Source organism: Streptomyces sp. NPDC005141, assembly GCF_053599975.1.
On sequence record NZ_JBSFYW010000014.1, the window covers coordinates 35,489 to 62,294 of the forward strand.

The 26,806-nt window shown below is 70.7% G+C and carries 23 protein-coding genes; 19 read left to right on the plus strand and 4 right to left on the minus strand.

Annotated features, from left to right (window positions below; translation table 11 throughout):
* Positions 1-53 precede the first annotated feature (53 nt).
* The 3 genes from ACWD68_RS13835 to ACWD68_RS13845 all read left to right on the plus strand — a co-directional run bounded on the left by ACWD68_RS13835 (position 54) and on the right by ACWD68_RS13845 (position 2,309).
* Positions 54-608, plus strand: coding sequence for an SAV_6107 family HEPN domain-containing protein (locus ACWD68_RS13835; protein ID WP_451806637.1), 555 nt, complete (start codon positions 54-56; stop codon positions 606-608).
* Positions 609-864: 256 nt separating this feature from the next.
* On the plus strand, positions 865-1,635 hold the full coding sequence (locus tag ACWD68_RS13840; protein ID WP_451806638.1) for a methyltransferase: 771 nt from the start codon (positions 865-867) through the stop codon (positions 1,633-1,635).
* A 275-nt stretch (positions 1,636-1,910) separates the two neighbouring features.
* On the plus strand, positions 1,911-2,309 hold the full coding sequence (locus tag ACWD68_RS13845; RefSeq protein ID WP_451806639.1) for a DUF3040 domain-containing protein: 399 nt from the start codon (positions 1,911-1,913) through the stop codon (positions 2,307-2,309).
* A gap of 425 nt (positions 2,310-2,734) precedes the next feature.
* Here ACWD68_RS13845 and ACWD68_RS13850 read toward each other — a convergent pair whose 3' ends face one another.
* The 4 genes from ACWD68_RS13850 to ACWD68_RS13865 form a co-directional block, all read right to left on the minus strand.
* A complete protein-coding gene (locus tag ACWD68_RS13850) occupies positions 2,735-5,128 on the minus strand; it encodes a transglutaminase TgpA family protein (RefSeq protein WP_451806640.1) in 2,394 nt (797 codons plus the stop codon).
* Positions 5,125-6,489, minus strand: a complete 1,365-nt coding sequence (locus ACWD68_RS13855) for a DUF58 domain-containing protein (protein WP_451806641.1) — start codon at positions 6,487-6,489, stop codon at positions 5,125-5,127. The genes ACWD68_RS13850 and ACWD68_RS13855 overlap by 4 nt, the downstream gene beginning before the upstream one ends.
* Complete coding sequence (locus tag ACWD68_RS13860; RefSeq protein ID WP_451806642.1) at positions 6,489-7,526, minus strand: AAA family ATPase; 1,038 nt, start codon at positions 7,524-7,526, stop codon at positions 6,489-6,491. The genes ACWD68_RS13855 and ACWD68_RS13860 overlap by 1 nt, the downstream gene beginning before the upstream one ends.
* 265 nt (positions 7,527-7,791) lie before the next feature.
* Positions 7,792-8,340, minus strand: a complete 549-nt coding sequence (locus ACWD68_RS13865; RefSeq protein ID WP_451806643.1) for a beta-class carbonic anhydrase — start codon at positions 8,338-8,340, stop codon at positions 7,792-7,794.
* A gap of 425 nt (positions 8,341-8,765) precedes the next feature.
* On the opposite strand from ACWD68_RS13865, the gene rsmH reads away from it, so the two are divergent.
* From rsmH to ACWD68_RS13945, 16 genes are all read left to right on the plus strand, one after another.
* Positions 8,766-9,773 carry a 16S rRNA (cytosine(1402)-N(4))-methyltransferase RsmH gene (gene rsmH / locus ACWD68_RS13870; RefSeq protein WP_451806644.1) on the plus strand — a complete coding sequence of 336 codons (1,008 nt, stop codon included), beginning with the start codon at positions 8,766-8,768 and terminating at the stop codon, positions 9,771-9,773.
* Positions 9,774-9,795: 22 nt separating this feature from the next.
* Positions 9,796-10,338 carry a hypothetical protein gene (locus ACWD68_RS13875; RefSeq protein WP_451806645.1) on the plus strand — a complete coding sequence of 181 codons (543 nt, stop codon included), beginning with the start codon at positions 9,796-9,798 and terminating at the stop codon, positions 10,336-10,338.
* A gap of 5 nt (positions 10,339-10,343) precedes the next feature.
* Positions 10,344-12,296 carry a peptidoglycan D,D-transpeptidase FtsI family protein gene (locus ACWD68_RS13880; RefSeq protein ID WP_451806646.1) on the plus strand — a complete coding sequence of 651 codons (1,953 nt, stop codon included), beginning with the start codon at positions 10,344-10,346 and terminating at the stop codon, positions 12,294-12,296.
* A gap of 203 nt (positions 12,297-12,499) precedes the next feature.
* Positions 12,500-14,020 carry a UDP-N-acetylmuramoyl-L-alanyl-D-glutamate--2,6-diaminopimelate ligase gene (locus tag ACWD68_RS13885; RefSeq protein WP_451806735.1) on the plus strand — a complete coding sequence of 507 codons (1,521 nt, stop codon included), beginning with the start codon at positions 12,500-12,502 and terminating at the stop codon, positions 14,018-14,020.
* Between the two features lie 4 nt (positions 14,021-14,024).
* Entirely contained in the window at positions 14,025-15,431 is a 1,407-nt protein-coding gene (locus tag ACWD68_RS13890; RefSeq protein ID WP_451806647.1) for a UDP-N-acetylmuramoyl-tripeptide--D-alanyl-D-alanine ligase, read from the plus strand.
* Positions 15,428-16,501, plus strand: coding sequence for a phospho-N-acetylmuramoyl-pentapeptide-transferase (mraY, locus tag ACWD68_RS13895; protein ID WP_451806648.1), 1,074 nt, complete (start codon positions 15,428-15,430; stop codon positions 16,499-16,501). The genes ACWD68_RS13890 and mraY overlap by 4 nt, the downstream gene beginning before the upstream one ends.
* Positions 16,483-17,910 carry a UDP-N-acetylmuramoyl-L-alanine--D-glutamate ligase gene (gene murD / locus ACWD68_RS13900; protein ID WP_451806649.1) on the plus strand — a complete coding sequence of 476 codons (1,428 nt, stop codon included), beginning with the start codon at positions 16,483-16,485 and terminating at the stop codon, positions 17,908-17,910. The genes mraY and murD overlap by 19 nt, the downstream gene beginning before the upstream one ends.
* Positions 17,911-17,978: 68 nt before the next feature.
* Positions 17,979-19,340 (plus strand): putative lipid II flippase FtsW, encoded by a 1,362-nt coding sequence (gene ftsW, locus ACWD68_RS13905; RefSeq protein ID WP_451806650.1) that lies wholly within the window; start codon positions 17,979-17,981, stop codon positions 19,338-19,340.
* A 6-nt stretch (positions 19,341-19,346) separates the two neighbouring features.
* Complete coding sequence (murG, locus tag ACWD68_RS13910; RefSeq protein ID WP_451806651.1) at positions 19,347-20,438, plus strand: undecaprenyldiphospho-muramoylpentapeptide beta-N-acetylglucosaminyltransferase; 1,092 nt, start codon at positions 19,347-19,349, stop codon at positions 20,436-20,438.
* A gap of 25 nt (positions 20,439-20,463) precedes the next feature.
* Positions 20,464-21,249, plus strand: a complete 786-nt coding sequence (locus ACWD68_RS13915; protein WP_451806652.1) for a cell division protein FtsQ/DivIB — start codon at positions 20,464-20,466, stop codon at positions 21,247-21,249.
* A gap of 275 nt (positions 21,250-21,524) precedes the next feature.
* A complete protein-coding gene (ftsZ, locus tag ACWD68_RS13920) occupies positions 21,525-22,718 on the plus strand; it encodes a cell division protein FtsZ (RefSeq protein WP_451806653.1) in 1,194 nt (397 codons plus the stop codon).
* Complete coding sequence (gene pgeF, locus ACWD68_RS13925; RefSeq protein WP_451806654.1) at positions 22,715-23,452, plus strand: peptidoglycan editing factor PgeF; 738 nt, start codon at positions 22,715-22,717, stop codon at positions 23,450-23,452. The genes ftsZ and pgeF overlap by 4 nt, the downstream gene beginning before the upstream one ends.
* A 6-nt stretch (positions 23,453-23,458) precedes the next feature.
* Positions 23,459-24,178, plus strand: a complete 720-nt coding sequence (locus tag ACWD68_RS13930) for a YggS family pyridoxal phosphate-dependent enzyme (protein WP_451806655.1) — start codon at positions 23,459-23,461, stop codon at positions 24,176-24,178.
* A gap of 129 nt (positions 24,179-24,307) precedes the next feature.
* Positions 24,308-24,949 carry a cell division protein SepF gene (locus tag ACWD68_RS13935; RefSeq protein ID WP_356755824.1) on the plus strand — a complete coding sequence of 214 codons (642 nt, stop codon included), beginning with the start codon at positions 24,308-24,310 and terminating at the stop codon, positions 24,947-24,949.
* A gap of 53 nt (positions 24,950-25,002) precedes the next feature.
* Positions 25,003-25,290 (plus strand): YggT family protein, encoded by a 288-nt coding sequence (locus tag ACWD68_RS13940; RefSeq protein WP_451806656.1) that lies wholly within the window; start codon positions 25,003-25,005, stop codon positions 25,288-25,290.
* A 55-nt stretch (positions 25,291-25,345) separates the two neighbouring features.
* Positions 25,346-26,608 carry a DivIVA domain-containing protein gene (locus ACWD68_RS13945; RefSeq protein ID WP_451806657.1) on the plus strand — a complete coding sequence of 421 codons (1,263 nt, stop codon included), beginning with the start codon at positions 25,346-25,348 and terminating at the stop codon, positions 26,606-26,608.
* Positions 26,609-26,806: the final 198 nt, after the last annotated feature.

Sequence of the window (26,806 nt, forward strand, 5' to 3'; positions counted from 1 at the left end):
CACGATGGGCACATACGGCCACAGTGCCGTCACACGACGACAGGAGGTTCGTCATGGCCAGCTCTTCCGCAGCCGCCGCTCGCCGGCGCCGCGCCACCGGCCCTGCCCCCTCACTGAACGGCCCGGCGGGCGACGTGCACCCCGTGCTCCGCCGGGCCACGGCGCCACCCGCCGCCCTCGACCTGCTCTCCCAGGCCCGCTCCGGACTCGACGAGGCGACGGCCCTGGAAACATCCAACGAGCGGTACGCGACAGCCCACTTGGCCGCGCTGCGAACCGCCGCCGCCGTGCTCGCCGCGCGAGGCCGCCCGGAGCCCACGTCCCGACGCCGTGCCCGTATCCGCAGCGCCTGGGAAGTCCTCCCGGAGATCGCTCCCGAACTGACCGAGTGGAGCGCGTTGTTCGCCTCCGGGGCCACCCGTCGCGCCCGTGCCGAGGCGGGCATCCAGGGAGCGGCCACCACCCGCGACGCCGACGACCTGATACGCGACGTCGCCATGTTCCTGCGCCTCGTCGAGCGGATGCTGGTGCTCCAGCCGGTGCTGCCCCAGCCCCGGCAGGACGGGAACCGGGAGCGGGCGGACAGGGGGGTTCCGGACGCGGGTTGACCGCGGCGGCGTCGAGCACGGGCCGGTGCGCGAACCTCGGATCGACCGGCTCCGGGGCCTTGGGCGGAGCGTGGGGCCGCCACCCGCTCGACGTCCGCCCGGCACCCGCTCGGGGCGCGATGCGGCGCACGTGAGACGGAGGATCGTTCGCGGTGGCGTAGGCAATAGGGTGGAGGCGCCTGCTGCCTCCCCGCCGGGAGGCCCGAAGATCGCTCCGCCGTTCAAGAGGCGGTGCCGCGCCGAGGAGTCAACTGCCGTGTCGGACCCGATGCGCCCCCGCGCTTCTCTCCGTACCGCCGTGGTCTGGGAGGTCCTCAAGGACGCCCTGGACCGCCGGGTCAAGGCCGCCGGGCGGGAGTCGCTCGACGTGCTGGACACAGGTGGCGGCAGCGGCAACTTCGCCGTGCCCGTCGCCCGTCTCGGTCACCGTGTCACCGTCGTCGACCCCAGCCCGAACGCGCTGTTCGCGCTGGAGCGCCGCGCCGCCGAGGCCGGCGTCGCCGACCGCGTGCAGGGCGTCCAGGGCGACGCGCACGGCCTCTTCGACGTGGTCGAGCGCGGCGGCTACGACGCCGTGCTGTGCCACGGCGTCCTGGAGTACGTCGACGACCCGGCCGAGGGCGTCCGCAACGTGGTGGACGCGCTGCGGCCCGAGGGCGTGCTCAGCCTCCTCGCCGCAGGGCTGGGCGGAGCTGTGCTGGCCCGCGCCCTCGCCGGGCACTTCAAGGAGGCCCGGCACGCGCTCGACGACCCGGACGGACGCTGGGGCACGGGTGATCCTGTTCCGCACCGGTTCACCGCCGAACAGCTCACCTCCCTGGTCGCGGGCGCCGGCCTGCATGTCGGTGCCGTGCATGGCGTACGGGTCTTCGCGGACCTGGTGCCTGGAGTCCTGGTGGACACCGAGCCGGGCGCCCTGGAGGCACTGCTGAAGCTGGAGGCTGCGGCGGCCGAACTCGCCGCGTTCCACTCCGTGGCCACACAGCTCCATGTGCTCGGCGAGGCCCGGGGTAGCGCCGAGGGCTGAGCCGCCTCCCGTGGTGCGCCGCTGATCAGGGGCTCGGCAGCAGATGGAGTACGCCACAGACCACCCGATCGAGTGCTCGGCGCCGTATGATCGAGGGAGACCGTCCGGCATGACGGACCGTTCGCTGGGGAATGCACGCCTCAGTACATCGGGTCGCCATGACGGGTTCCGGTTGGCGAATTGGCGTAGAGGGGCGGGTTTCACGGGGGCGATTCCCTGCCTATCCTGAAGGGGACCCCCGGTCGCCCCGGCGACTGCACGATGAGGAGGACTCCGTGCCGCTCTCGGAGCACGAGCAGCGAATGCTCGAGCAGATGGAGCGAGCGCTGTACGCCGAAGATCCCAAGTTCGCGACAGCGCTTGAGGGAAGCGGGCTGCGTACGTACACCCGGCGACGGGTTTACCAGGCGGTCGCGGGCTTCCTGGTGGGTATCGCGCTCCTCATGGCTGGAATGGTCGCAGTTCAGATCTGGCTGAGCGTGGTGGGCTTCCTGGTCATGCTGGGCTGTGCGGTGCTCGCCGTCACCGGTTGGCGCAAAGCTCCCAAGCCGGGTGAACAGCCGGCCGCGTCCGGCGCACCCGCCGCGCGCCGTCAGGGCCGACAACGCCGGTCCGTGATGGACCGCATCGAACAGCGCTGGCAGCGTCGTCGCGACGAACAGGGCGGTAACTGAGCCTCCGGCGTCGCAGCCGCAGACATACGCGTGAGGGGGCGTCCACCCGCATCCGGGTGGACGCCCCCTCACGCGTGCGTTCGGGTGCCCGCGCGCACGCCGGGCGTGCCGGACAGGGAGCCGCTCCCTCTCGGGGCCTGGCTCGGGGCTCCCAGGGCTCTCTACCGGGGGGCTCCGTCGGAGCTCCCTTCCAGGGCCGGCGGCCCTGGAGGCCCCGTAGGAGCCCGGCGGCCCGGACTTCCTGAGAACCGTCCGCGGTGAGAACCCGCCCGCCCGATGCCCGATGCCCGGGAACCGCTTTCGACGGCACCCGGCACCCGGCACTGGTGGCTGCGGCTGTGCCCACCCGGCCCTCCCTGCCCCGCGGGACGACTGCCCACAGCGGGTGACCGCGCAGGCCGGTCGGTGCGGCCGGCCTGCGGGGGTCAGGTGTTCTGGCTCGACGGGCGGTGCAGGAGGGTTTCCTTGCGGGCTGACACGCGGGCTCCGAGGGCTGCCCAGGCGGTCGAGGCCGCCCAGATCACCCGGACGGCCGAACGGGGGGCGAGGAGAGCACGCAGACGGACGGGACGGCTCGCGGAGGTCCTGAGAGCCACCGCGACCTGGCGCGCGTCGTTCGCGAGCCCCGCCACCGGCCGGGGGTGCGGAGCGTAGAGAACCTGCTCCACGGCCGCGGCCAGCCGGTGCACCGCGGCCGAGGCCTCCGGATCGAGCTCCCCGATCCGGGCGATCCGCTCGGCGGCCTTCCTCGGCGTCTGCGACTCCTCCGGCGCGATCCCGTGGTCCCACGCCGTATCGGTCACCTCCAGCCAGGCCCCCAGCGTGTAAGCCGCCACATCCGCCTCCGTGCGGCCGTGGCCGCCGAGCCGGACGGCCCGTGTCCGTATCCGCCACAGCATGGGCAGCAGCGGCACGCCCAGGATCAGGAGCCCGGCCAGCGTCAGCCCGAGGATGTTGAACCAGGGCCAGTCGTCGTCCTGGGCACCGACCGCCGCCGCCGAGGACTCGCTCGGGCACGCCTCCAGCTTCCGCATCTGCGGCGAGCAGCTCTCGCTGGCCGACGGCGCGGTGGAGGGCGCCGCGGACGCCGAGACCGACGGCTTGGGCACGACCGGTGCGTCGTTGCCCGGCGTGTCCGTCTGCGTGTACGCGGGGACCGTGCCCCGGCTCGGGGTCGGCTCGAAGCGGGTCCAGCCCACGCCCTCGAAGTACAGCTCGGGCCAGGCATGCGCGTCCCGCAGGCCCACCGACATCGAACCGTTCGCCTGCGGAGACCCGGGCGTGAAGCCCACCGCCACGCGGGCCGGTATCCCCAGCGTCCGCGCCATCGAGGCCATCGCGAAGGAGAAGTGGACGCAGAAGCCCTCCTTGTCCCTCAGGAAGTTCGCGATCGCGGCGGAGCCGCTGCCGGCCTGCACCTCGGTGTCGTACCGGAAGTTCCCGCTGACGGCGAAGTAGTCCTGGAGCTTGACCGCCTGCTCGTAGTGGTTGGCCGAGCCCTTGGTGACCCTGCGGGCCGTGTCCGCCACCAGCGCGGGCAACGACTCCGGGACCTTGGTGAACTCGCGCCTCATCGCGGGCGAGGGCTCCGGGGCACTCGCCAGCTGCTCCGCGGTCGGCTGCACCATCAGGCTCGTGACCTCGTACTGCACACCGCGGGTGTTCTGCCCGTGGTCACCGACGAGGGTGCGCCCCACGGGTTCGTACCGCCAGCTGCCGTTGATGTCGACCTTGCTGGCCGGATACGGCATCGGCAGCCAGTCCTGCGCGTACCAGTCGGCCGCCGCGATACGGGTCCGGATCGTGGCCCGCTTGACCTGGCCGGCGAGACCGGCCGGCGCCGGGAACGACTTCGGCACGTCCTCGATGTGGCGCTGGGCCGGCTTCCAGGCCGTGCCGTCGAAGTCGTCCAGCGAGACGATCCGCAGATACAGGTCCTGCGTCTCCGCGGTGTTGGTGCGGTAGGTCAGGACCGTGCGGTCCTCGTCCACGTTCAGGCTGTCGCGGAGCGAGACCAGCGGGTTCACCGCGGAGATCGTGCCGCCGCCCCCGGTGCCGTTGCCCACACCGCGTCCCGTGCCGCCCAGCAGTCCGCCGTCGAGCGAGGGCAGGGCGAGCGGCACCACCAGGGCGACGCCCAGCGCGACCGCGCCGATCCGCCGCCCGGTGCGGACGGGCGCGACGGCGCCGTCCGCGGGCTCGGGCGCGCGGGACGCTCCGCCGGAGCCGCCGAAAACACGGCCCCACTGCGAGAGCCGGTCCCGGCCCTCGGCCAGCAGCAGCATCAGATAACCGGCCGCCGCGAGCAGGAACCACAGCCAGGCCGCGCCGCCGCCGGAGAGGCCCGCGGCGACGGAGTACAGCGCGAGCAGCGGAAGGCCGGCGGGTGCGGCGCTGCGGTAGGTCACCGCGAGCGCGTCCACCGCGAGTCCGATCACCAGGACGCCGCCGACGAGCATCAGACGGATCCCGTCCGACAGGGGGGCCGGAATCGAGTACCGGCCGACGTCTTCGCTGCCCGTCTGGAGCAGTGTCGCGAAGTGCTGGAGGGCCTCGGGCCCGGGGACGATACCGGCGAGGGACTGCTGCCGGGCGAAGATCAGCGTGAGCAGCATCAGCGTCACCAGCGCCTGCGCCGCCACGGTCAGCGGCCGGGCCAGCGGAACCCGCCGGGTCAGCGCGCCCACGCCGGTCTGCACGGTCACCAGGAACACCGCCTGGAAGATCCATGTCGCCGGGTCCACCAGCGGCAGCAGGGCGCAGGACGCCATCAGTGTGGCCGCGGCCGCGCACAGTGCCAGTCGGGCTCGCCCGCTCATGTCCCACCACCCCCCGCGGTAGTACCTGTCGACGCCACGTGCGTGCGCTCACGGTCCGCCTCGCGCCACAGGTCGGCGAGCGACGCGCCCCGCGGCACCATGACGGTGGTCCAGCCCGCCTCGCGCAGCATCCGCAGCCGGTCCACGCTCTTGTCCAACGGCCCGGGCACTTGGGTCGGTTCCCGCACCCAGGACTCACTGTCCAGCAGGAACGCGACGGCCCCGCCGCTGCGCTGGCGCATCTTGCCGAGCACGGTCGCCTGCTCCTCGTCGAGATCGCCGAGGAAGGCGATCAGCAGTCCTTCGTTGCCGCCGCGCAGCACGTCGTAGGCCCGGGACAGGCCCGTGCCGTCCGAGTGGTCGATGACGGCGAGCGTGTCCATCATCATCCCGGCGGCGTCCGCCGATTCCTGGCTGGCGCCCGCGAACCCGTCGGCGCCCTCGCCGGGCACCGAGCTGCCGGTGTCCGTCAGGAGGCGGACCGAGAAGCCCCGTTCGAGCATGTGGACCAGGGTCGACGCGGTGCCCGAGACGGCCCATTCGAAGGCCGAGTCGGGGCCCGCGCCCTGGAAGGCGATGCCCCGGGTGTCGAGCAGCACGGTGCACCGGGAGCGCTGGGGCTGCTCCTCGCGGCGGACCATCAACTCGCCGTAGCGAGCGGTCAGCCGCCAGTGCACGCGGCGCAGGTCGTCGCCGTAGCGGTAGCCGCGCGGAATGATGTCGTCCTCGCCCGCCAGGGCCAGGGAGCGCTGCCGCCCGTCGCCGTACCCCTTCGCCTCGCCGGTCAGCCGCACCGGAGGAAGCGCCTCCACGCGCGGGATGACCGTCAGAGTGTCGTACGTCGAGAAGGAGCGGGTCAGCTCGCACATGCCGAACGGGTCGGTCAGCCGCAGCTGGAGCGGGCCCAGCGGGTAGCGGCCGCGCAGGTCCGAGCGCACCCGGTAGGACACCTCGCGGCGGCCGCCCGCCTCCACCCGGTCCAGCACGAAGCGGGGGCGCGGACCGAGCACGTACGGCACCCGGTCCTGGAGCATCAGCAGGCCGGTGGGCAGCCGCGAGATGTTGTCCATGCGCAGATGGACGCGGGCCTCGGAGCCGGCGGGCACGCGCCCGGGGGCGAGCCTGCGGCTGCCCGCGACCCGGTAGCGGGTGCGGTACAGCACGGTCGCGCAGACCAGCGGCAGGACCGCGAGGAGCAGGCCGACCCGGAGCAGATCGCTCTGCCCCAGGACGTACGCGCAGATCGCGGCGGCCACTCCGGCGGCCAGGAACGAGCGACCGCGTGTGGTGAGCCCGGCGAGCGCGGTGCGCAGCCCGCCCTTGTCCTCCTCGGCGGTGTGCCCCGTGCCCGCTTGCGTCATCACAGCCTCCGGGGCGGCTGCTGACCGTACGTGGCCGCGCCCCGGCCCATCGAGAGGCCGGACTGCTGCTGGGGAGCGGCGGGCACCGGGGTGCGCTGGAGGATCTCCTGGACGACCTGCTCGGCCGTGCGGCGGTTCAACTGTGCCTGGGCCGTGGGCAGCAGGCGGTGGGCCAGGACCGCGACGGCGAGCGCCTGCACGTCGTCCGGCAGCGCGAAGTCCCGGCCACTGAGAGCGGCGGACGCCTTCGACGCGCGCAGCAGATGCAGCGTGGCACGCGGCGAGGCGCCGAGTCTGAGGTCGGGGTGGGTGCGCGTGGCCGCCACCAGGTCCACCGCGTAGCGGCGCACCGGGTCGGCGACGTGGACCGTGCGGACCGCGTCGATCAGCTTCACTATCTCGTGCGCGTGGGCGACCGGCTGGAGATCGTCCAGCGGGTTCACGCCGCCGTGGATGTCCAGCATCTGCAGCTCGGCCTCCGCGCTGGGGTAGCCGATGGAGACGCGGGCCATGAAGCGGTCGCGCTGGGCCTCGGGCAGCGGGTAGGTGCCCTCCATCTCGACCGGGTTCTGGGTGGCCACCACCATGAACGGGCTGGGCAGTTCGTAGGTCTGCCCGTCGATGGTGACCTGCCGCTCCTCCATCGATTCCAGGAGCGCCGACTGCGTCTTGGGCGAGGCGCGGTTGATCTCGTCGCCGATCACGATCTGCGCGAAGATCGCGCCCGGCTTGAACTCGAAGTCCCGGCGCTGCTGGTCCCAGATGGACACACCGGTGATGTCCGAGGGCAGCAGGTCGGGCGTGAACTGAATACGCCGCACCGAACAGTCGATGGACCGTGCCAGCGCCTTGGCCAGCATGGTCTTGCCGACGCCCGGGACATCCTCGATCAGAAGATGCCCCTCGGCGAGCAGCACGGTCAGCGAAAGCCGTACGACCTCAGGCTTGCCTTCGATCACTCCTTCCACCGAACTGCGGACACGCTCCACAGTGGCGGTCAGATCTGTAAGGCTCGCTCGATCGTCATAGGTCGTCACCCGGCCCTCCTCGGCCCTTTCCCGGGCCGACGCCCTGTGCGGACCGGCCCACCCCGAAACACGGACACCACGCGCGAAAGGTTCCGCGTGACGCCACACCCGCATTCTTGTTGCCGTTACCGGTTCGTGTCACTCGCCTGTGGATAACTGGCCGCGATATGTCAGGTTTTACGGCCCTTTGGGCAGCGGGCGGTCGGGGTTTTTGGTGAAGAGAGGGTCGCACGGGCCGCCGAGGGCCGGCGACCGGGGGGTCCTGCGGTGCCGGTCAGGAGGGGTCGATCTCGCGCAGCAGGCCGGTCGTGACGTCGAAGACGAAGCCGCGGACGTCGTCGGTGTGCACCAGGAACGGTGAGGTGCGCACGCGCTGCATCGACTGCCGTACGTCCTGTTCGACGTCCCGGAAGGCCTCGACCGCCCACGCGGGACGCTGGCCGACCTCCATCTCCAGGTCGTGCCGGAAATCCTCGGTGAGGGACTCCAGGCCGCAGCCGGTGTGGTGGATGAGGACCACACTGCGGGTGCCGAGCGCCCGCTGGCTGATGGTGAGGGAGCGGATCACGTCGTCCGTGACCACGCCGCCCGCATTGCGGATGGTGTGGCAGTCGCCCAGTTCCAGGCCGAGAGCGGCGTGCAGGTCGAGCCGGGCGTCCATGCACGCGACCACCGCGACGTGCAGCACGGGGCGGGCGTCCATCCCCGGGTCGGTGAACGCGGCGGCGTACTTCCCGTTCGCGTCGACGAGACGGTCGGTGACCTTGCGCTCTGCGGCTATGGCGTCTTCGGGTTCGGTGGGAACAGATGCGGAAGTCGTCATACCCATGACGTTACTGGTCACCCGTGAAGCAGTCCTGCTGTGAGAGGGGACAAAGAATGTCATCGCGGCTTGTTGTGAGGTAATCCACACGGGCGGTGACGACGTGCCCGTTCGGGTGATTCTTCAGGATCCACGGCTTCGCTCCGAGCGGGGTCCGCGACGCGCATGCCGGTTGATTGACCGCGAGACACCGTGGACTAAAGTGACGCGAAGCGGGAGGCGAGGCTCTCCCCGCTGGACTGTTTTCCCTGGAGACCCGGCGACTTTCCGGAGTTTCCCCGCGTGCGCGGCGCGTACGTACGGCTCGGCCTCCTCCCGCTCCCGGTCGGCTGACACCATTCATCCGGCGCCAGCAGACCTCCCCTTCCCGAGCGGGTGGGGACCCGGCGGTGCGTATGGCCGCGCCGGACCTGAGAGGGCCCGGAATGACAGGGCGCGAAGCGCTCCCCAACGAGGGCGGCAGCGGGCGACCGGAGGGGCAGAGCCGACACGTCCCGGTCATGCTCGACCGGTGCCTGGACATGCTCGCCCCGGCCCTCGCCGACCCCGGAGCCGTGGTCGTCGACTGCACGCTCGGGCTCGGCGGTCACAGCGAAGCACTGCTCACCCGGTTCCCCGACGTACGACTCGTGGCCCTGGACCGTGACAAGGAGGCGCTGCGCCTCTCCGGAGAACGGCTCGCCCCCTTCGGCGACCGCGCCTCCCTGGTGCACGCCGTCTACGACGAACTCCCCGACGTGCTCGACCGCCTGGACATCCCGCGCGTCCAGGGCATCCTGTTCGACCTCGGTGTCTCCTCCATGCAACTCGACGAGGCGGACCGGGGTTTCGCGTACGCGCAGGACGCCCCGCTCGACATGCGCATGGACCAGACGACCGGCATGAGCGCGGCCGAGGTGCTCAACACCTACCCGCCGGGCGAACTGGTGCGGATCCTGCGGGCGTACGGCGAGGAGAAGCAGGCCAAGCGGATCGTCTCCGCGGTCGTGCGCGAACGCGACAAGGAGCCCTTCACCAACAGCGCGCGGCTCGTCGAACTGATCCGTGACGCGCTGCCCCAGGCGGCCAAGCGCACCGGCGGCAATCCCGCCAAGCGCACCTTCCAGGCGCTGCGCATCGAGGTCAACGGTGAACTGAGCGTCCTGGAGAGGGCTGTTCCCGCGGCCGTGAAGACGCTCGCTGTCGGCGGACGTATCGCCGTGCTGTCGTACCACTCGCTGGAGGACCGGCTGGTCAAGCAGGTGTTCGCGGCCGGCGCCGCCACCACGGCGCCGCCCGGACTTCCGGTCGTCCCCGAGCGCTACCAGCCCCGGCTCAAGCTCCTCACCCGCGGTGCCGAACTTCCCACGGAGGAAGAGGTCGCCGAGAACCGGCGAGCGGCTCCCGCCCGGCTGCGGGGGGCCCAACGCATCCGCGAGGACGCCGCCGAGTGAGGCGCGGGGAGAAGGAGGGCGTGTGAGCGGCAAACCCGAACTCAGAGGGCGGGCCGCGCGGCTCGCGCGGCTCCTTCCGGCCGGTGCCGGACAGGCCGCCCGCACCCCCTTCGTCCTCCTGGTCGTCCTTCTCCTCGGCGGCGGTCTCATCGGGCTCCTCGTGCTGAACTCGGCGCTCAGCGAAGGGGCGTTCCGCCTCGACGACCTCCAGAAGGACACCAAGAGCCTGACCGACGAGGAACAGGGACTCCAGCGGGACGTGGACGCCTACTCCGCCCCGGACGCCCTCCAGCGCCGCGCCCGCGAACTCGGCATGGTCCCCGGCGGCGACCCGGCCTTTCTCAACCCCGACGGCACGGTCAAGGGTGTCCCCGGAGCCGCCGCCCGGCAGTCCGCCGCACAGGCCCCGATGATCCCCCCGCCCGAAGTCCTCGCCCCGGCCCGGCCCCTGAACCCGGCGTCGAGTGCGGCCTCGGCGCCCGCCCCGCGGCAGCCGTCCGCGGGCACGCACACCACCCGGGCCCCCGCCCCGTCCACACAGCCCTCCACGACCCCCGGCAGGTGACGGAAGTGTCCGACAGGGAACCGCCGCGCCGCCGAGTGCCAGGCCCCGCCAGGCCCGTACGACCCGGCGGCCGGAGCCGCCCGGGTCCGGGCGGCCGCCCCGTGCGCCGCCCGGCCCCGGCCCGGCCCGACGGCTCGCGCGTCATCCGGCTCGGCAGCCCCCGCCCCCGTCTGCGCATGGTCAGTCTCGCGCTGACGCTGGTGATGATCGCGTTCGTCGTACGGCTGCTCCAGGTGCAGGCCGTGGACGCGAGCACCTACACGGCGAAGGCCGAGCAGAACCGGTATGTCGGGCGCACGCTGGCCGCCGAGCGCGGTGGGATCACCGACCGTGACGGCGTCGAACTGGCGACGAGCGTGGACGCGTACGACATCACCGCGGACCCGACAATGTTCACGCGCGAGGCCACCAAGGTGGGGGACGCGCCCGAGCAGGCCGCCGCGCTCCTCGGCCCGATCATCGGCCAGGACGCGGACACCGTCGCCAGGAAGCTGCGGGCGAAGAACACCCGCTACACGCTCCTCGCGCACCGCCGCACCCCCCAGGTCTGGCAGCAGATCAAGGACCTGAAGAGCACGCTCGGGACCAAGGCGGAGACCGACAGGAGCACGGTCAACGTCCTCGCGGGCGTCCTCGCGGTGCCGGCCAGCAAGCGCGTGTACCCGAACGGCGATCTCGCCGCCGGGATACTGGGCTGGGTCAACACCGACGGCAAGGGCGGCGGCGGTATCGAGCAGCAGCTGGACAAGGAGCTCACCGGCAAGGACGGCAAGATCCGCTACGCCCAGTCCGGCGGCCGTCAGGTGCCGACCGTGGGTTCCACCGAGACACCGGCCGTGGCCGGCTCCGACGTCGAGCTGACCGTCGACCGGGACATCCAGTGGGCCGCGCAGGACGCCATCACCGAGCAGGTGAAGAAGTCCAGGGCGGACCGCGGCTACGTGATAGTGCAGGACACCAGGACCGGCCAGGTCCTCGCCATGGCCAACTCGCCCGGCTTCGACCCCAACGACCTCACCCAGGCCAACGCGGCGGCCATGGGCAACGCGGCCCTCCAGGACGCGTACGAGCCCGGCTCCACCGCCAAGCTGATGTCCATGGCCGCCGTCCTCCAGGAGAACGCGGCCACCCCGGACACCCACGTCGTCGTGCCGAACCGGCTGCACCGCGGCGACCGGCTCTTCCAGGACGACATCGACCACGCCACCTGGTACCTCACGCTCAACGGGGTGCTCGCCAAGTCCAGCAACATCGGCACCATCCTGGCGACCGGCCAGCTCGGCAAGACCCAGAAGCAGGCGAACAGGGTCCTCTACTCGTACTTGCGCAAATTCGGCATCGGCAGCCACACCGGGCTCGGCTTCCCCGGCGAGACCGCGGGCATCCTCGCGCCCCCCGACAAGTGGTCGACCTCGCAGCAGTACACGATTCCTTTCGGCCAGGGCGTGTCGATCAACGCGCTGCAGGCGGCCTCCGTCTACTCGACGATCGCCAACGGCGGCGTCCGTATCGAGCCGACCCTGGTGCGCGGCACGAAGGGGCCCGACGGTCGCTTCACGCCCGCCGCCGAGCCGAAGAAGACCCGCGTCGTGAGCGAGAAGACGGCGAAGAGCCTCGCCCAGATGCTGGAGTCCGTGGTGGACGACGAGCAGGGCACCGGCGCCAAGGCGCGCATCCCCGGTTACCGGGTCGCGGGCAAGACGGGTACGGCCAACCGCGTGGATCCGGCCACCGGCAAGTACCACGGCTACACCTCGTCGTTCGCCGGATTCGCCCCCGCGGACAAGCCCCGGATCACCGTCTACTGCGCGATCCAGAACGCCACGAAGGGCCTCTACTACGGCGGCCAGATCTGCGGACCCGTCTTCAAGCAGGTGATGGAGTTCGCTCTGAAGACCCTTCAGGTCCCGCCCACCGGCGCGCACGCCGCCCGACTGCCCGTGGAGTTCAAGCCGTGACCGCCTCCGACCGCATGCCCTGATCAGCCCCCACGTACAACGGACCAGGAACCACTCGTGACAACGATCACCCCGGACCCCGGGAACCGCTCCTCCTCGCACCCTCCGCCCGCGCCCTCGCTTCGCCCCGGCGGGGGTGGGCCCGGTACGCTCACGCCGTGCCACAAGCTGATCAGTCCCAAACCACCCAGAAGGGCGTTCCTGTGACATATCCGGGGCCGCCGCGGCCGGTTCACGTCGCCGCCATCCACCTCGCGGAGCTGGCCGATCAGCTGGGCGCCGACAAGCCGTCGAGCGACGCCGGGGTCACGGGCATCACCCATGACTCCCGCGCTGTGCGACCCGGCGACGTGTACGCCGCCCTGCCCGGCGCCCGTCTGCACGGCGCCGACTTCGTGACCCAGGCGGCCGGCCTCGGCGCGGTCGCCGTACTCACCGACCCGACCGGCGCCGAGCGTGCCGCGGCCACCGGTCTGCCGGTCCTCGTCGTCGAGGACCCGCGCGGCTCGATGGGCGAGCTGGCGGCCACCATTTACGGCCACCCGGGGCGCGATCTGCTCCAGATCGGCATCACGGGCACCTCCGGCAAGACCACGACGGCCTACCTCGTCGAGGGCGGCCTGAAGACGGTCCGCTCCACCGGCCTGATCGGCACGGTCGAGATGCGCATCGGAGACGAGCGCATCAAGTCGGAGCGCACCACGCCCGAGGCCACCGACCTGCAGGCCCTGTTCGCCGTCATGCGCGAGCGCGGGGTCGACTCCGTCGCGATGGAGGTCTCCAGCCACGCGCTGGTCCTCGGCCGCGTCGACGGCTGCGTCTTCGACGTCGCCGTCTTCAACAACCTCAGCCCGGAACACATGGAGTTCCACACGGGCATGGAGGACTACTTCCAGGCCAAGGCGCAGCTGTTCACGGCCAGACGCAGCCGGCTCGGCGTCGTCAACCTCGACGACGAGTACGGCCGCCGGCTCAGCGAGGAGGCCACCGTCCCGGTCGTCACCTTCTCCGCCGAGGGCCACCCGGACGCCGACTGGCGTGCCGAGGGCGTCGAAGTCGGCCCGATGGACTCGACGTTCACCGCGGTCGGCCCCAAGGGCGAGCGGATCACCGCCCGCTCGCCGCTCGCGGGCACCTTCAACGTGGCGAACACGCTCGCAGCGATCGTCGCCCTCGCGGTCGCCGGAATCGACCCGCAGGCCGCCGCGGACGGTATCGCCGCCGTCCCGGGGGTCCCGGGCCGGCTGGAGCGCGTGGACGAGGGCCAGCCGTACCTCGCCGTCGTCGACTACGCCCACAAGACGGACGCCGTCGAATCCGTCCTGCGCGCCCTGCGCAAGGTGACCGGGGGCGAGCTGCACGTGGTGCTCGGCTGCGGCGGCGACCGTGACAAGACCAAGCGGATGCCGATGGGAGCGGCCGTGGCCCGGCTCGCCGACACCGCCGTCCTGACCTCCGACAACCCCCGTTCCGAGGATCCGCTGGCGATCCTGGCCACGATGCTCGCGGGCGCCGCCGAGGTGCCGGCGCACGAGCGCGGCGAGGTCCAGGTCTTCGAGGACCGGGCCGCCGCCATCGCCGCGGCCGTCGCGCGCGCAAAGCCGGGCGACACCGTGCTGGTCGCGGGCAAGGGGCACGAGCAGGGCCAGGACATCGCCGGGGTGGTGCGTCCCTTCGACGACCGCCAGGTGCTTCGCGAAGCTATCCAGAAGACTCAGGGATGAACTTGTGATCGCCCTCTCCCTCGCCGAGATCGCAGCAGTCGTCGGCGGGCAGACGTACGACATACCGGATCCGGCGGTACAGGTCACCGGACCGGTCGTCAGGGACTCCCGTGAAGTGGAGTCCGGCAGTCTCTTCGTCGCCTTCGTCGGCGAACGCGTGGACGGCCACGACTACGCCGAGGCGGTGATCGGAGCCGGCGCGACCGCCGTACTGGCGTCCCGTCCCGTCGGCGTCCCCGCCATCGTCGTGGACGATGTGCAGACCGCTCTCGGCGCCCTCGCCCGCCATGTCGTCGAACGGCTCGGCGCGACCCTCGTCGCCCTCACCGGCTCCGCCGGCAAGACCAGCACCAAGGACCTCATCGCCCAGGTGCTGCGGAGCAAGGCGCCGACCGTCTTCACCCCCGGCTCCCTCAACAACGAGATCGGACTGCCGCTCACCGCGCTCAGCGCCACCGAGGAGACGAAGTTCCTCGTGCTGGAGATGGGCGCCCGCGGCATCGGCCACATCCGCTATCTCGCGGACCTCACCCCGCCGAAGATCGGTCTCGTCCTCAACGTCGGCACCGCCCACATCGGCGAGTTCGGCGGCCGCGAGCAGATCGCGCAAGCAAAGGGCGAGCTCGTCGAGAGCCTCCCCGAGGACGGCGCGGCGGTCCTCAACGCCGACGATCCCCTCGTACGCGCCATGGCCTCCCGTACGAAGGCACGCGTGATTTTCTTCGGAGAGTCCGACGAAGCGGACGTACGGGCAGAGAACGTCCGGCTCACGGAGAACGGACAGCCCGCCTTCAGCCTTCGCACACCCTCCGGGTGCAGTGATGTGACCATGCGCCTGTACGGTGAGCACCACGTGTCGAACGCGCTCGCCGCGGCCGCCGTCGCCCATGAGCTGGGCATGTCCGCAGACGAGATCGCCCGCGCGCTCTCCGAGGCGGGCTCCCTCTCCCGCTGGCGGATGGAGGTCACCGAGCGTCCGGACGGCGTGACGGTCGTCAACGACGCCTACAACGCGAACCCCGAGTCCATGCGAGCCGCCTTGCGCGCGCTCGCGTCGATGGGCAAGGGACGTCGTACGTGGGCGGTGCTCGGTCAGATGGCCGAGCTCGGGGACGAGGCGCTCGCCGAGCACGACGCGGTCGGACGGCTTGCCGTCCGGCTCAATGTCGGCAAGCTCGTCGCGGTCGGGGGCAGGGAAGCGTCCTGGCTGCAACTGGGCGCATATAACGAGGGTTCGTGGGGTGAGGAGTCGGTGCACGTGTCCGACGCACAGGCGGCTGTCGACCTGTTGCGCAGCGAGCTGCGCCCAGGGGACGTCGTGCTCGTGAAGGCGTCCAGGTCCGTCGGGCTGGAACGGGTGGCGCTCGCGCTGCTCGCCGACGGTGCCGAGGGTGAGGTTTCCGCCCGATGATGAAGCAGATCCTGTTCGCGGGAGTCATTGGCCTGTTCCTGACTCTGGTCGGCACTCCGCTGCTGATCAAGCTGCTGGCCCGCAAGGGCTACGGCCAGTACATCCGCGACGACGGCCCGCGCGAGCACCACAGCAAGCGCGGTACGCCGACCATGGGTGGTATCGCCTTCATCCTCGCGACGATCATCGCGTACTTCCTGTCGAAGGTGATCACGGGCTACGCGCCCACGTTCTCGGGCCTGCTGGTGCTCGGCCTGATGGCGGGCATGGGCCTGGTCGGCTTCCTGGACGACTACATCAAGATCGTCAAGCGCCGTTCGCTCGGTCTGCGGGCCAAGGCGAAGATGGCCGGACAGCTGATCGTCGGTATCGCCTTCGCGGTGCTGGCCCTGCAGTTCGCCGACAACCGCGGCAACACCCCGGCCTCCACGAAGCTCTCCTTCGTCCAGGACTTCGGCTGGACCATCGGCCCGGTGCTGTTCGTGATCTGGGCGCTGTTCATGATTCTCGCCATGTCGAACGGCGTGAACCTGACGGACGGTCTGGACGGTCTGGCCACCGGTGCCGCGACCATGGTGTTCGGCGCCTACACCTTCATCGGTGTCTGGCAGTTCCAGGAGTCCTGCGCCAACGCGACGACCCTGACCAACCCGGCCGCCTGTTACGAGGTGCGCGACCCACTGGACCTCGCGGTCGTCGCCGCCGCCCTGATGGGCTCCTGCTTCGGCTTCCTGTGGTGGAACACCTCGCCGGCCAAGATCTTCATGGGCGACACCGGTTCGCTGGCCCTCGGCGGCGCGCTCGCCGGCCTCGCGATCTGCTCCCGCACGGAGATCCTGGTCGCCCTGCTCGGCGGCCTCTTCGTCCTCATCACCATGTCGGTGGTCATCCAGGTCGGCTCCTTCAAGCTGACCGGGAAGCGTGTCTTCCGCATGGCCCCGCTGCAGCACCACTTCGAACTGAAGGGGTGGTCCGAAGTCCTTGTGGTAGTCCGCTTCTGGATCATCCAGGGCATGTGCGTGATCGTCGGACTCGGCCTCTTCTACGCAGGATGGGCAGCCAAGAAGTGACCAACTGGCAGGGCAAGAACGTCACCGTCGCCGGCCTCGGCGTCTCGGGAATCCCGGCGGCCAAGGTCCTGCACGGCCTCGGCGCGGTCGTCACGGTCGTCAACGACGGCGACGACGAGCGGGCCCGGGCGCAGGCCGTGGAACTGGAGGCGCTCGGCGTCACCGTGCGCCTCGGTGACGGCGCGACCCTGCCCGAGGGCACCGAGCTCATCGTGACCGCGCCCGGCTGGCAGCCGGACAAGCCGCTGTTCGCCGCGGCCGCCGCGGCGGGCGTCCCGGTCTGGGGCGACGTCGAACTCGCCTGGCGGCTGCGGGAGCAGGACGGCCGGAAGGCCGCGCCCTGGCTCGCGGTCACCGGCACCAACGGCAAGACCACGACCGTCCAGATGCTCGCCTCCATCCTGAAGGCGGCGGGTCTGCGTACGGCGGCCGTCGGCAACATCGGCGTCTCGCTGCTCGACGCGGTCCTGGGCGAGGAGCAGTACGACGTCCTCGCCGTCGAACTCTCCAGCTACCAGCTCCACTGGGCACCCTCGCTGCGCGCCCACTCCGCGGCCGTACTGAATCTCGCGCCCGACCATCTCGACTGGCACGGCTCCATGGAGGCGTACGCCGCCGACAAGGGCCGCATCTACGAAGGCAATCAGGTCGCCTGCGTCTACAACGTGGCCGACAAGGCCACCGAGGACCTGGTGCGCGCGGCGGACGTCGAGGAGGGCTGCCGGGCGGTCGGCTTCACCCTCGGCGCTCCCGGGCCGTCCCAACTCGGTGTCGTGGACGGGATCCTGGTCGACCGCGCCTTCGTCGAGAACCGGCAGAAGAACGCCCAGGAACTGGCGGAGGTCTCCGACGTCCGTCCGCCCGCCCCGCACAACATCGCCAACGCCCTTGCCGCGGCGGCCCTCGCGCGCGCCTTCGGGGTGCCCGCGCGGGCCGTACGGGACGGGTTGCGGGACTTCACCCCGGACGCGCACCGCATCGCGCACGTCGCCGATGTCGGCCAGGTCGCCTACATCGACGACTCCAAGGCCACCAACACGCATGCCGCGGAAGCCTCCTTGGCTGCCTACGAGTCGATCGTGTGGATCGCGGGCGGGCTCGCCAAGGGCGCGACCTTCGACGAGCTGGTCGCCAAGTCGGCGAAGCGGCTCCGGGGCGCCGTCCTCATCGGCGCGGACCGCGCGCTGATCCGTGAAGCCCTGGCGCGACACGCCCCGGAAGTACCCGTCGTCGACCTCGACCGGACCGACACTGGGGCGATGCTCGCGGCTGTCCGGGAGGCCGAGCGGCTCGCCGAGCCCGGGGACACGGTGCTGCTGGCCCCGGCCTGTGCGTCCATGGACATGTTCGCCAACTACAACAAGCGTGGTGACGCGTTCGCGGAGGCGGTTCGCGAACTCGGCGCCTGACCCGGCCGCCTCGCCGGGCGAACCTGGGAGGGACGGACGCGTGACATCGTTGTGGCCCGGAGACGCCGATGCCGACTAGCCGTACCGGCCGACCTCCCGTGCAGCGGGCCGGCCGGCGGCCCGTCGCCCGGGTGTCGCGCGACCATCCCGTACGCCGCCTCTTCCTCCGTGCCCGCAAGGCCTGGGACCGGCCGCTGACCGCGTACTACCTGATCGTCGGCGGCAGCCTGCTGATCACCGTGCTCGGGCTCGTGATGGTCTACTCGGCCTCGCAGATCACGGCGCTCCAGCTGTCCTTGCCCGGGTCGTACTTCTTCCGCAAGCAGTTCCTGGCGGCCCTGATCGGCGGCGTGCTGATGCTGGCCGCCTCGCGGATGCCGGTGAAGCTGCACCGGGCGCTGGCCTACCCGATACTGGCGGGCGCCGTCTTCCTGATGGCCCTCGTGCAGGTGCCCGGGATAGGAGTCGCGGTCAACGGCAACCAGAACTGGATCTCCCTCGGCGGCTCGTTCCAGATCCAGCCGAGCGAGTTCGGCAAGCTCGCCCTCGTGCTGTGGGGCGCCGATCTGCTCGCCCGCAAGCAGGACAAGCGGCTGCTGGCCCAGTGGAAGCACATGCTGGTGCCGCTCGTGCCCGTCGCCTTCATGCTGCTCGGCCTGATCATGCTCGGCGGCGACATGGGCACGGCGATCATCCTCACGGCGATCCTGTTCGGGCTGCTGTGGCTGGCCGGAGCCCCCACCCGGCTGTTCGTGGGCGTCCTGTCCATCGCCCTGGCGATCGGCTTCCTCCTCATCAAGACGAGCCCCAACCGCATGTCCAGGCTGGCCTGCATCGGGGCGACCGAGCCGGGGCCGCACGACACCTGCTGGCAGGCCGTGCACGGCATCTACGCCCTCGCCTCCGGCGGCCTCTTCGGTTCCGGTCTCGGCGCCAGTGTGGAGAAATGGGGCCAACTGCCCGAAGCGCACACCGACTTCATCTTCGCCATCACCGGGGAGGAACTGGGCCTCGCGGGGACGCTGTCGGTACTCGCCCTCTTCGCGGCTCTAGGCTATGCGGGTATCCGCGTGGCCGGACGCACGGAGGACCCCTTCGTGAGGTATGCCGCGGGAGGCGTGACCACCTGGATCACGGCGCAGGCCGTGATCAATATCGGTGCGGTGCTCGGTCTGCTGCCGATCGCCGGTGTCCCGCTCCCGCTGTTCTCCTACGGGGGCTCCGCCCTGCTGCCGACCATGTTCGCCATCGGGTTGCTGATCGCCTTCGCGCGTGACGACCCCGCTGCGCGGGCGGCACTCGCGATGCGGCAACCCCGCTTTGGCAGAAGGCGGGGTGCGGTGAGAGAGTCCGCAAGGGCCGCGGGGCCCCGGAGATGGAACACGATGCGACGGCGTGCCTCGGCGGCGCGTTCGTCCGGAGAGCGGTGAATTTCGGTGCATGTCGTACTCGCCGGCGGGGGGACCGCCGGCCACATCGAGCCCGCGCTCGCCCTCGCGGATGCCCTGCGAAGGCAGGACCCGACCGTGGGGATCACGGCCCTGGGCACGGAACGCGGACTCGAGACCCGGCTCGTACCCGAGCGCGGTTACGAACTGGCGCTGATCCCTGCCGTACCGCTGCCGCGCAAGCCCACCCCCGAGCTGATCACCGTCCCCGGACGGCTGCGCGGCACGATCAAGGCTGCCGAGCAGATCATGGAACGCACGAAGGCGGACGCGGTCGTCGGCTTCGGCGGCTATGTGGCCCTGCCCGGCTACCTGGCGGCCAAGCGCCTCGGCGTGCCGATCATCGTCCACGAGGCCAACGCCCGCCCCGGCCTCGCCAACAAGATCGGATCGCGGTACGCGGCCCAGGTGGCCGTCTCCACGCCCGACAGCAAGCTCCGCGGGGCCCGTTACATCGGCATCCCGCTGCGCCGCTCCATCGCCACCCTCGACCGGGCCGCCGTACGGCCCGAGGCGCGCGCCGCGTTCGGGCTCGACCCGAACCTGCCGACGCTCCTCGTGTCGGGCGGCTCGCAGGGCGCCCGCCGCCTCAACGAGGTGGTCCAGCAGGCGGCTCCGTACCTCCAGCAGGCCGGAATCCAGATCCTGCACGCGGTCGGCCCGAAGAACGAACTGCCGCAGGTGCATCAGATGCCGGGGATGCCCCCGTACATCCCGGTACCGTACGTGGACCGGATGGATCTCGCGTACGCCGCGGCCGACATGATGCTCTGCCGCGCGGGCGCGATGACCGTCGCCGAGCTCACCGCCGTCGGACTGCCCGCCGCCTACGTCCCGCTGCCCATCGGCAACGGCGAACAGCGGCTGAACGCCCAGCCGGTGGTCAGGGCGGGCGGCGGACTGCTGGTCGACGACGCGGAGCTGACCCCGCAGTGGGTGCAGCAGAACGTGCTTCCCGTGCTCGCCGACCCGCACCGGCTGTACGAGATGTCGCGTGCCGCCAGCGAGTTCGGCCGCCGGGACGCCGACGACCTGCTCGTCGCGATGGTGTACGAAGCGATCGCCTCGCGCCACCGCTAGGACCGCATGAGGGAAGGCAGGGAGCGTGGCCGGACCGACGACCGCCGAGCGCGGTGAACGGCAGAAGCTGGAGTCCGGCCCGCCCCGGCCGCCCTTCCTCGGGCGGTTTCGCCGCCCTCATAGGCTCATCATCCTTTTGATCGCCGTGGTGTTGGCCGGCGTCGCCTCGGTGTGGATTCTCTACGGCTCCCCATGGCTGCGCGTGGAGCGCGTATCGACCTCCGGGACGCGGGTGCTGACGGCCGGGCAGGTGGAGGAAGCGGCCGATGTTCCGGCCGGATCCCCGCTGATTTCCATCGACACGGACGCGATCGAGGCGCGATTGCGCCGGAAATTGCCCCGAATCGACTCGGTTGACGTCGTCCGGTCCTGGCCGCATGGAATCGGTCTCAAAGTGGCCGAACGTACCCCGGTCCTGTTGATCGAAAAGGGCGCAAACTTCATCGAAGTGGACGCCAAGGGTGTGCGATTCGCGACCGTTTCCGATGCCCCGAAGGGCGTGCCGGTACTGGAATTGACCGTTTCACGGCCCGCCGTTCTGCGCCGCTTCCCCGCCGACCGGCTGGTGCGCGAGGCGGTACGGATCGCCGGGGACATTCCGGACTCCGTCGCCCGTGACACCCGTACCGTCAAGGTCCGTTCCTACGACGCCGTCTCGCTGGAGTTGAGGGGCGGCCGGACCGTCGAGTGGGGCAGCGGCGAGAAGGGTCGCGCGAAGGCCAGGACGCTCCTTGCTCTCATGAAAGCCGATCCCGAGGCCCGGCACTTCGACGTAAGTGCCCCCACCGCCCCCGCCTCATCGGGCAGTTGACGCGCATCAGCGCAGGCCAGCACCCTGGTTGGGCAGCGCTGCGCCTGATCACATAGGGTGAAAAGAAAAACGGGAGGTTCGGCGTGTTCGTTGAACGTGCGCCACTTGTCGACTTAGTGTCCTGTTCGGAAGAGTCCAAGGAACAGACACACTGGTAACCCTAAACTTCAGCGTTAGGGTTCGGGTCGGCGTTCGGACCGTCCCATTCGGCATCAGTCGTCGGATCGCGAACGTGCGAGGCGACGACACGTAACTCGAGGCGAGAGGCCTTCGACGTGGCAGCACCGCAGAACTACCTCGCAGTCATCAAAGTCATCGGTGTCGGCGGCGGTGGTGTCAATGCCATCAACCGGATGATCGAGGTCGGTCTCAAGGGCGTCGAGTTCATCGCCATCAACACCGACGCGCAGGCGCTGTTGATGAGCGACGCCGACGTCAAGCTCGACGTCGGCCGGGAACTCACCCGCGGCCTCGGGGCCGGAGCCAACCCGGCAGTCGGCCGCAAGGCCGCCGAGGACCACCGTGAGGAGATCGAGGAGGTCCTCAAGGGGGCCGACATGGTCTTCGTGACGGCCGGCGAGGGTGGCGGCACCGGCACCGGCGGCGCGCCCGTCGTGGCCAACATCGCCCGCTCACTGGGCGCCCTCACCATCGGCGTGGTCACCCGCCCGTTCACCTTCGAGGGCCGGCGCCGCGCCAACCAGGCGGAGGACGGCATCGCGGAACTCCGCGAAGAGGTCGACACCCTCATCGTCATCCCGAACGACCGGCTGCTGTCCATCTCGGACCGCCAGGTCTCGGTCCTCGACGCCTTCAAGTCGGCGGACCAGGTCCTGCTCTCCGGTGTTCAGGGCATCACCGACCTCATCACCACGCCCGGCCTGATCAACCTCGACTTCGCCGACGTGAAGTCGGTGATGTCCGAGGCCGGTTCGGCGCTCATGGGCATCGGCTCGGCCCGCGGCGACGACCGCGCGGTGGCGGCGGCGGAGATGGCGATCTCCTCGCCGCTCCTCGAAGCCTCCATCGACGGCGCCCGCGGCGTCCTGCTCTCCATCTCCGGCGGCTCCGACCTCGGCCTGTTCGAGATCAACGAAGCCGCCCAGCTGGTCAGCGAGGCCGCGCACCCCGAGGCCAACATCATCTTCGGCGCGGTCATCGACGACGCCCTGGGTGACGAGGTGCGCGTCACCGTCATCGCCGCAGGCTTCGACGGCGGCCAGCCGCCGGCCAAGCGGGACAACGTCCTCGGTTCGACCTCGGCCCGACGCGAGGAGCCCGCTCCGGCGCGCCCCGCCGAGAGCCGTCCGTCCTTCGGGTCGCTCGGCAGCGTCACCCCGAAGGAGGCCGCCCCGGAGCCCGCTCCGGAGCCGGTCAGCGAACTGCCGGTGTCCCCGCCGGTCCCGCCGTCCCGCTCCTACTCGGACAGCGCGGCCGAGGAGCTGGACGTGCCGGACTTCCTGAAGTGATAGGACATCGCTCCGAAACGAGCACCGCGAGCGGCGCCCACTTCGCCTTCACCGACAGGTGGGGCGGGGTGAGCGCCGTTCCGTTCGAGGAGCTCAACCTCGGCGGAGCGGTCGGTGACGACCCCGACGCCGTACGCACCAATCGGGAACTGGCCGCCAAGTCGCTCGGCCTCGATCCGGCCCGGATCGTCTGGATGAACCAGGTGCACGGGTCGGACGTGGCGGTCGTCGAGGCGCCGTGGGGCTCCTCGGAGATCCCGTCCGTCGACGCGATCGTCACGGTGCGGCGGGGGCTCGCGCTCGCCGTCCTCACCGCCGACTGCACGCCCGTCCTCCTCGCCGACCCCGTCGCCGGGGTGGCGGCCGCCGCCCACGCGGGACGGCCCGGCATGGTCGCCGGAGTGGTGCCCGTGGCCGTACGGGCCATGGTGGAACTCGGCGCCGACCCGGCCAGGATCGTCGCCCGTACCGGACCCGCGGTCTGCGGACGGTGCTACGAAGTGCCGGACGCGATGCGAGCCGAGGTCGCCGCCGTCGAGCCCGCGGCCTACGCCGAGACCACGTGGGGGACGCCCGCGGTCGACGTGACCGCCGGAGTGCACGCGCAGTTGGAACGGCTCGGAGTGCGTGACCGGGAGCAGTCGCCGGTGTGCACGCTCGAATCGGGGGACCATTTCTCGTACCGACGGGACCGCGCCACCGGGCGGCTCGCCGGCTATGTCTGGCTGGACTGATGGCGCATGACAGACCGTAAGGCTCAACTCGCCGCAAATCTGGCGAATGTGGAAGAGCGCATCACGGCGGCCTGCACGGCCGCCGGGCGCAAGCGCGAAGAGGTGACCCTGATCGTGGTCACCAAGACCTACCCCGCGAGCGATGTGCGGATCCTGTCGGAACTCGGTGTGCGCCATGTCGCCGAGAACCGGGACCAGGACGCGGCGCCCAAGGCCGCGGAGTGCTCGGACCTGCCCCTGTTGTGGCATTTTGTCGGGCAATTGCAGACCAATAAGGTGCGTTCCGTGGTCGGTTACGCGGATGTCGTGCAGTCGGTCGACCGCTCCAGGCTCGTCGCGGCCCTCTCGAAGGAAGCGGTGCGGGTGGAGCGCGAGGTGGGGTGCCTCATCCAGGTCGCGCTGGACGCTCAGGAGCGCGGCCGGGGTGAACGGGGAGGTGTGGGGGTCGGCGGAATCGAGGAGTTGGCCGACCTCGTCGCGCAGGCCCCGGGGCTCCGGCTCGACGGGCTGATGACGGTCGCTCCGCTCACCGGTGAGTACGCGGGGCGCCAACAGGTGGCGTTCGAGCGGCTGATGGATTTGTCGACTGCCGTGCGCCGGACTCATCCGGCTGCGAACATGGTCTCGGCAGGGATGAGCTCGGACCTCGAACAGGCCGTGGCGGCCGGAGCGACACATGTACGCGTCGGTACTGCGGTACTCGGAGTCCGACCCAGCCTCGGGTAACGTCGCCAAGAAGTCGGACCACAGTAGAAAATATGGTCATTTCCGCCAAAGGCGGGCATAACGACCTCGTGGATCGCGGGCACTTGGCACTTCGTCAGCCGATCCACCACAGAGCGGAGGACTCAGAGCATGGCCGGCGCGATGCGCAAGATGGCGGTCTACCTCGGCCTCGTGGAGGACGATGGGTACGACGGCAGGGGATTCGACCCCGACGACGACTTCGAACCCGAGCTCGACCCTGAGCCCGAGCGGGACCGGCGACGGCATGAGCCGTCGCACCAGTCACATCAGGCGCACCAGTCCCAAAGGGATGAATCGGTACGAGTGGTACAGCCCTCGGCGCCGCGTGACCCTGTGCCGCATTCCGCTTCGCTCGCGGCGGAGTCCGGGCGTCCGGCACGCATCGCCCCCGTGGCGTCCATCACACAAGAACGTCAAAGCCTGGAGAAGAACGCCCCGGTGATCATGCCCAAGGTCGTGTCGGAACGAGAGCCGTACCGGATCACCACGCTGCACCCCCGGACCTACAACGAGGCCCGTACCATCGGGGAACACTTCCGTGAGGGCACTCCGGTGATCATGAACCTGACCGAGATGGATGACACCGACGCGAAGCGACTTGTCGACTTCGCGGCCGGTTTGGTGTTCGGTCTCCACGGCAGTATCGAGCGGGTGACGCAGAAGGTGTTCCTGTTGTCGCCTGCTAACGTCGATGTCACGGCGGAGGACAAGGCCCGCATCGCAGAGGGCGGGTTCTTCAACCAGAGCTGAGACGCAGGACCGGGAACACCGCATGGGAAACAGGGGAGAGGGACGCACGGATCATGAGCGTGGTCGGGCAGGTCTTCTACATCGCGCTGATGTGCTTCCTCATCGTGCTGATTTTCCGGTTGGTCATGGACTACGTCTTCCAGTTCGCCCGCTCATGGCAACCTGGCAAGCCGATGGTGGTCGTTCTGGAGGCCACCTACACTGTCACCGATCCACCGCTCAAGCTTCTGCGGCGGTTCATTCCGCCGCTGCGTCTCGGGGGCGTGGCGCTTGACCTGTCCTTCTTCGTGCTGATGATCATCGTCTACATCCTGATCACACTTACGCAGAACGTGATGTGAGCGATGTGAGAGATACGGTCTTGCCGAATGCCGACGACTACGTTGAGGTGAAGAGATGCCGTTGACCCCCGAGGACGTGCGGAACAAACAGTTCACGACCGTCCGCCTCCGAGAAGGCTATGACGAGGACGAGGTCGATGCCTTCCTCGACGAGGTCGAAGCCGAACTGACTCGCCTGCTCCGCGAGAACGAGGACCTGCGCGCCAAGCTGGCCGCTGCCACGCGCGCGGCCGCGCAGAACCAGCAGCAGCAGGGTATGCGCAAGCCGCCCGAGCAGCAGGACCAGCAGGGCCCGCCGCAGGGTATGCGAGGCCCGGGCGCCCCCGTGCCCGCCGGCATATCGGGTCCGCCGCAGGGCATGGGCGGCCCCATGGGAGGCCCGCCCCAGCTGCCCAGCGGTGCGCCGCAGCTGCCCGCGGGCCCCAGCGGTCAGGGCGGCCAGCAGGGCCAGGGCCCGATGGGTCAGGGTCCGATGGGCCAGGGCCCGATGGGTCAGGGTCCGATGGGCCAGGGCCCGATGGGTCAGGGTCCGATGGGTCAGGGTCCGATGGGCCAGGGCCCCATGGGTCAGGGTCCGATGGGCCAGGGCCCCATGGGTCAGGGTCCGATGGGCCAGGGTCCCGGTCAGATGCAGCAGATGCAGCAGATGGGCGGCCCGATGGGCGGCCCCATGGGTGGCCCCATGGGCGGTCACGGCCAGCAGATGCAGCAGCAGAGCCCCGGTGGCGACAGTGCCGCCCGTGTCCTCTCGCTGGCTCAGCAGACCGCCGACCAGGCGATCGCCGAGGCCCGCTCCGAGGCCAACAAGATCGTCGGTGAGGCCCGCAGCCGTGCCGAGGGTCTGGAGCGCGACGCCCGTGCCAAGGCCGACGCCCTGGAGCGGGACGCGCAGGAGAAGCACCGTGTCGCGATGGGCTCCCTGGAGTCCGCCCGCGCCACGCTGGAGCGCAAGGTCGAGGACCTGCGCGGCTTCGAGCGCGAGTACCGCACGCGTCTGAAGTCCTACCTGGAGTCGCAGCTGCGCCAGCTGGAGACGCAGGCGGACGACTCGCTCGCCCCGCCGCGCAATCCGGCCACGGCGTCCCTGCCGTCGTCCTCCGCGCCCTCCATGGCTCCCGCGGGCGCCGGTGCGCCGTCCTACGGCGGCAACCAGGGCATGGGTGGCCCGACGCAGGCCCCGCCGTCCTACGGCGGGCAGCAGCAGATGTCCCCCGCGATGACGCAGCCGATGGCTCCGGTGCGGCCCCAGGGCCCGTCGCCGATGCAGCAGGCGCCCTCGCCGATGCGCGGGTTCCTCATCGACGAGGACGACAACTGACGGCCATGAGCACGCCTTAGGCGTCGGCAGCGTTCAGGGCGGGGCCCCCGGAATCCGGGGGCCCCGCCCTTTTGTGCGGTCCCTGCCCCTTGCGCGACCTCTTGTGCGGCCCCTTGTGCGGTCCGTGGAGCGCTTGTACGGGGTACGCAACGCCGAAGGCCCGGGGTCACCAGGAATCCTGGTGACCCCGGGCCTTCG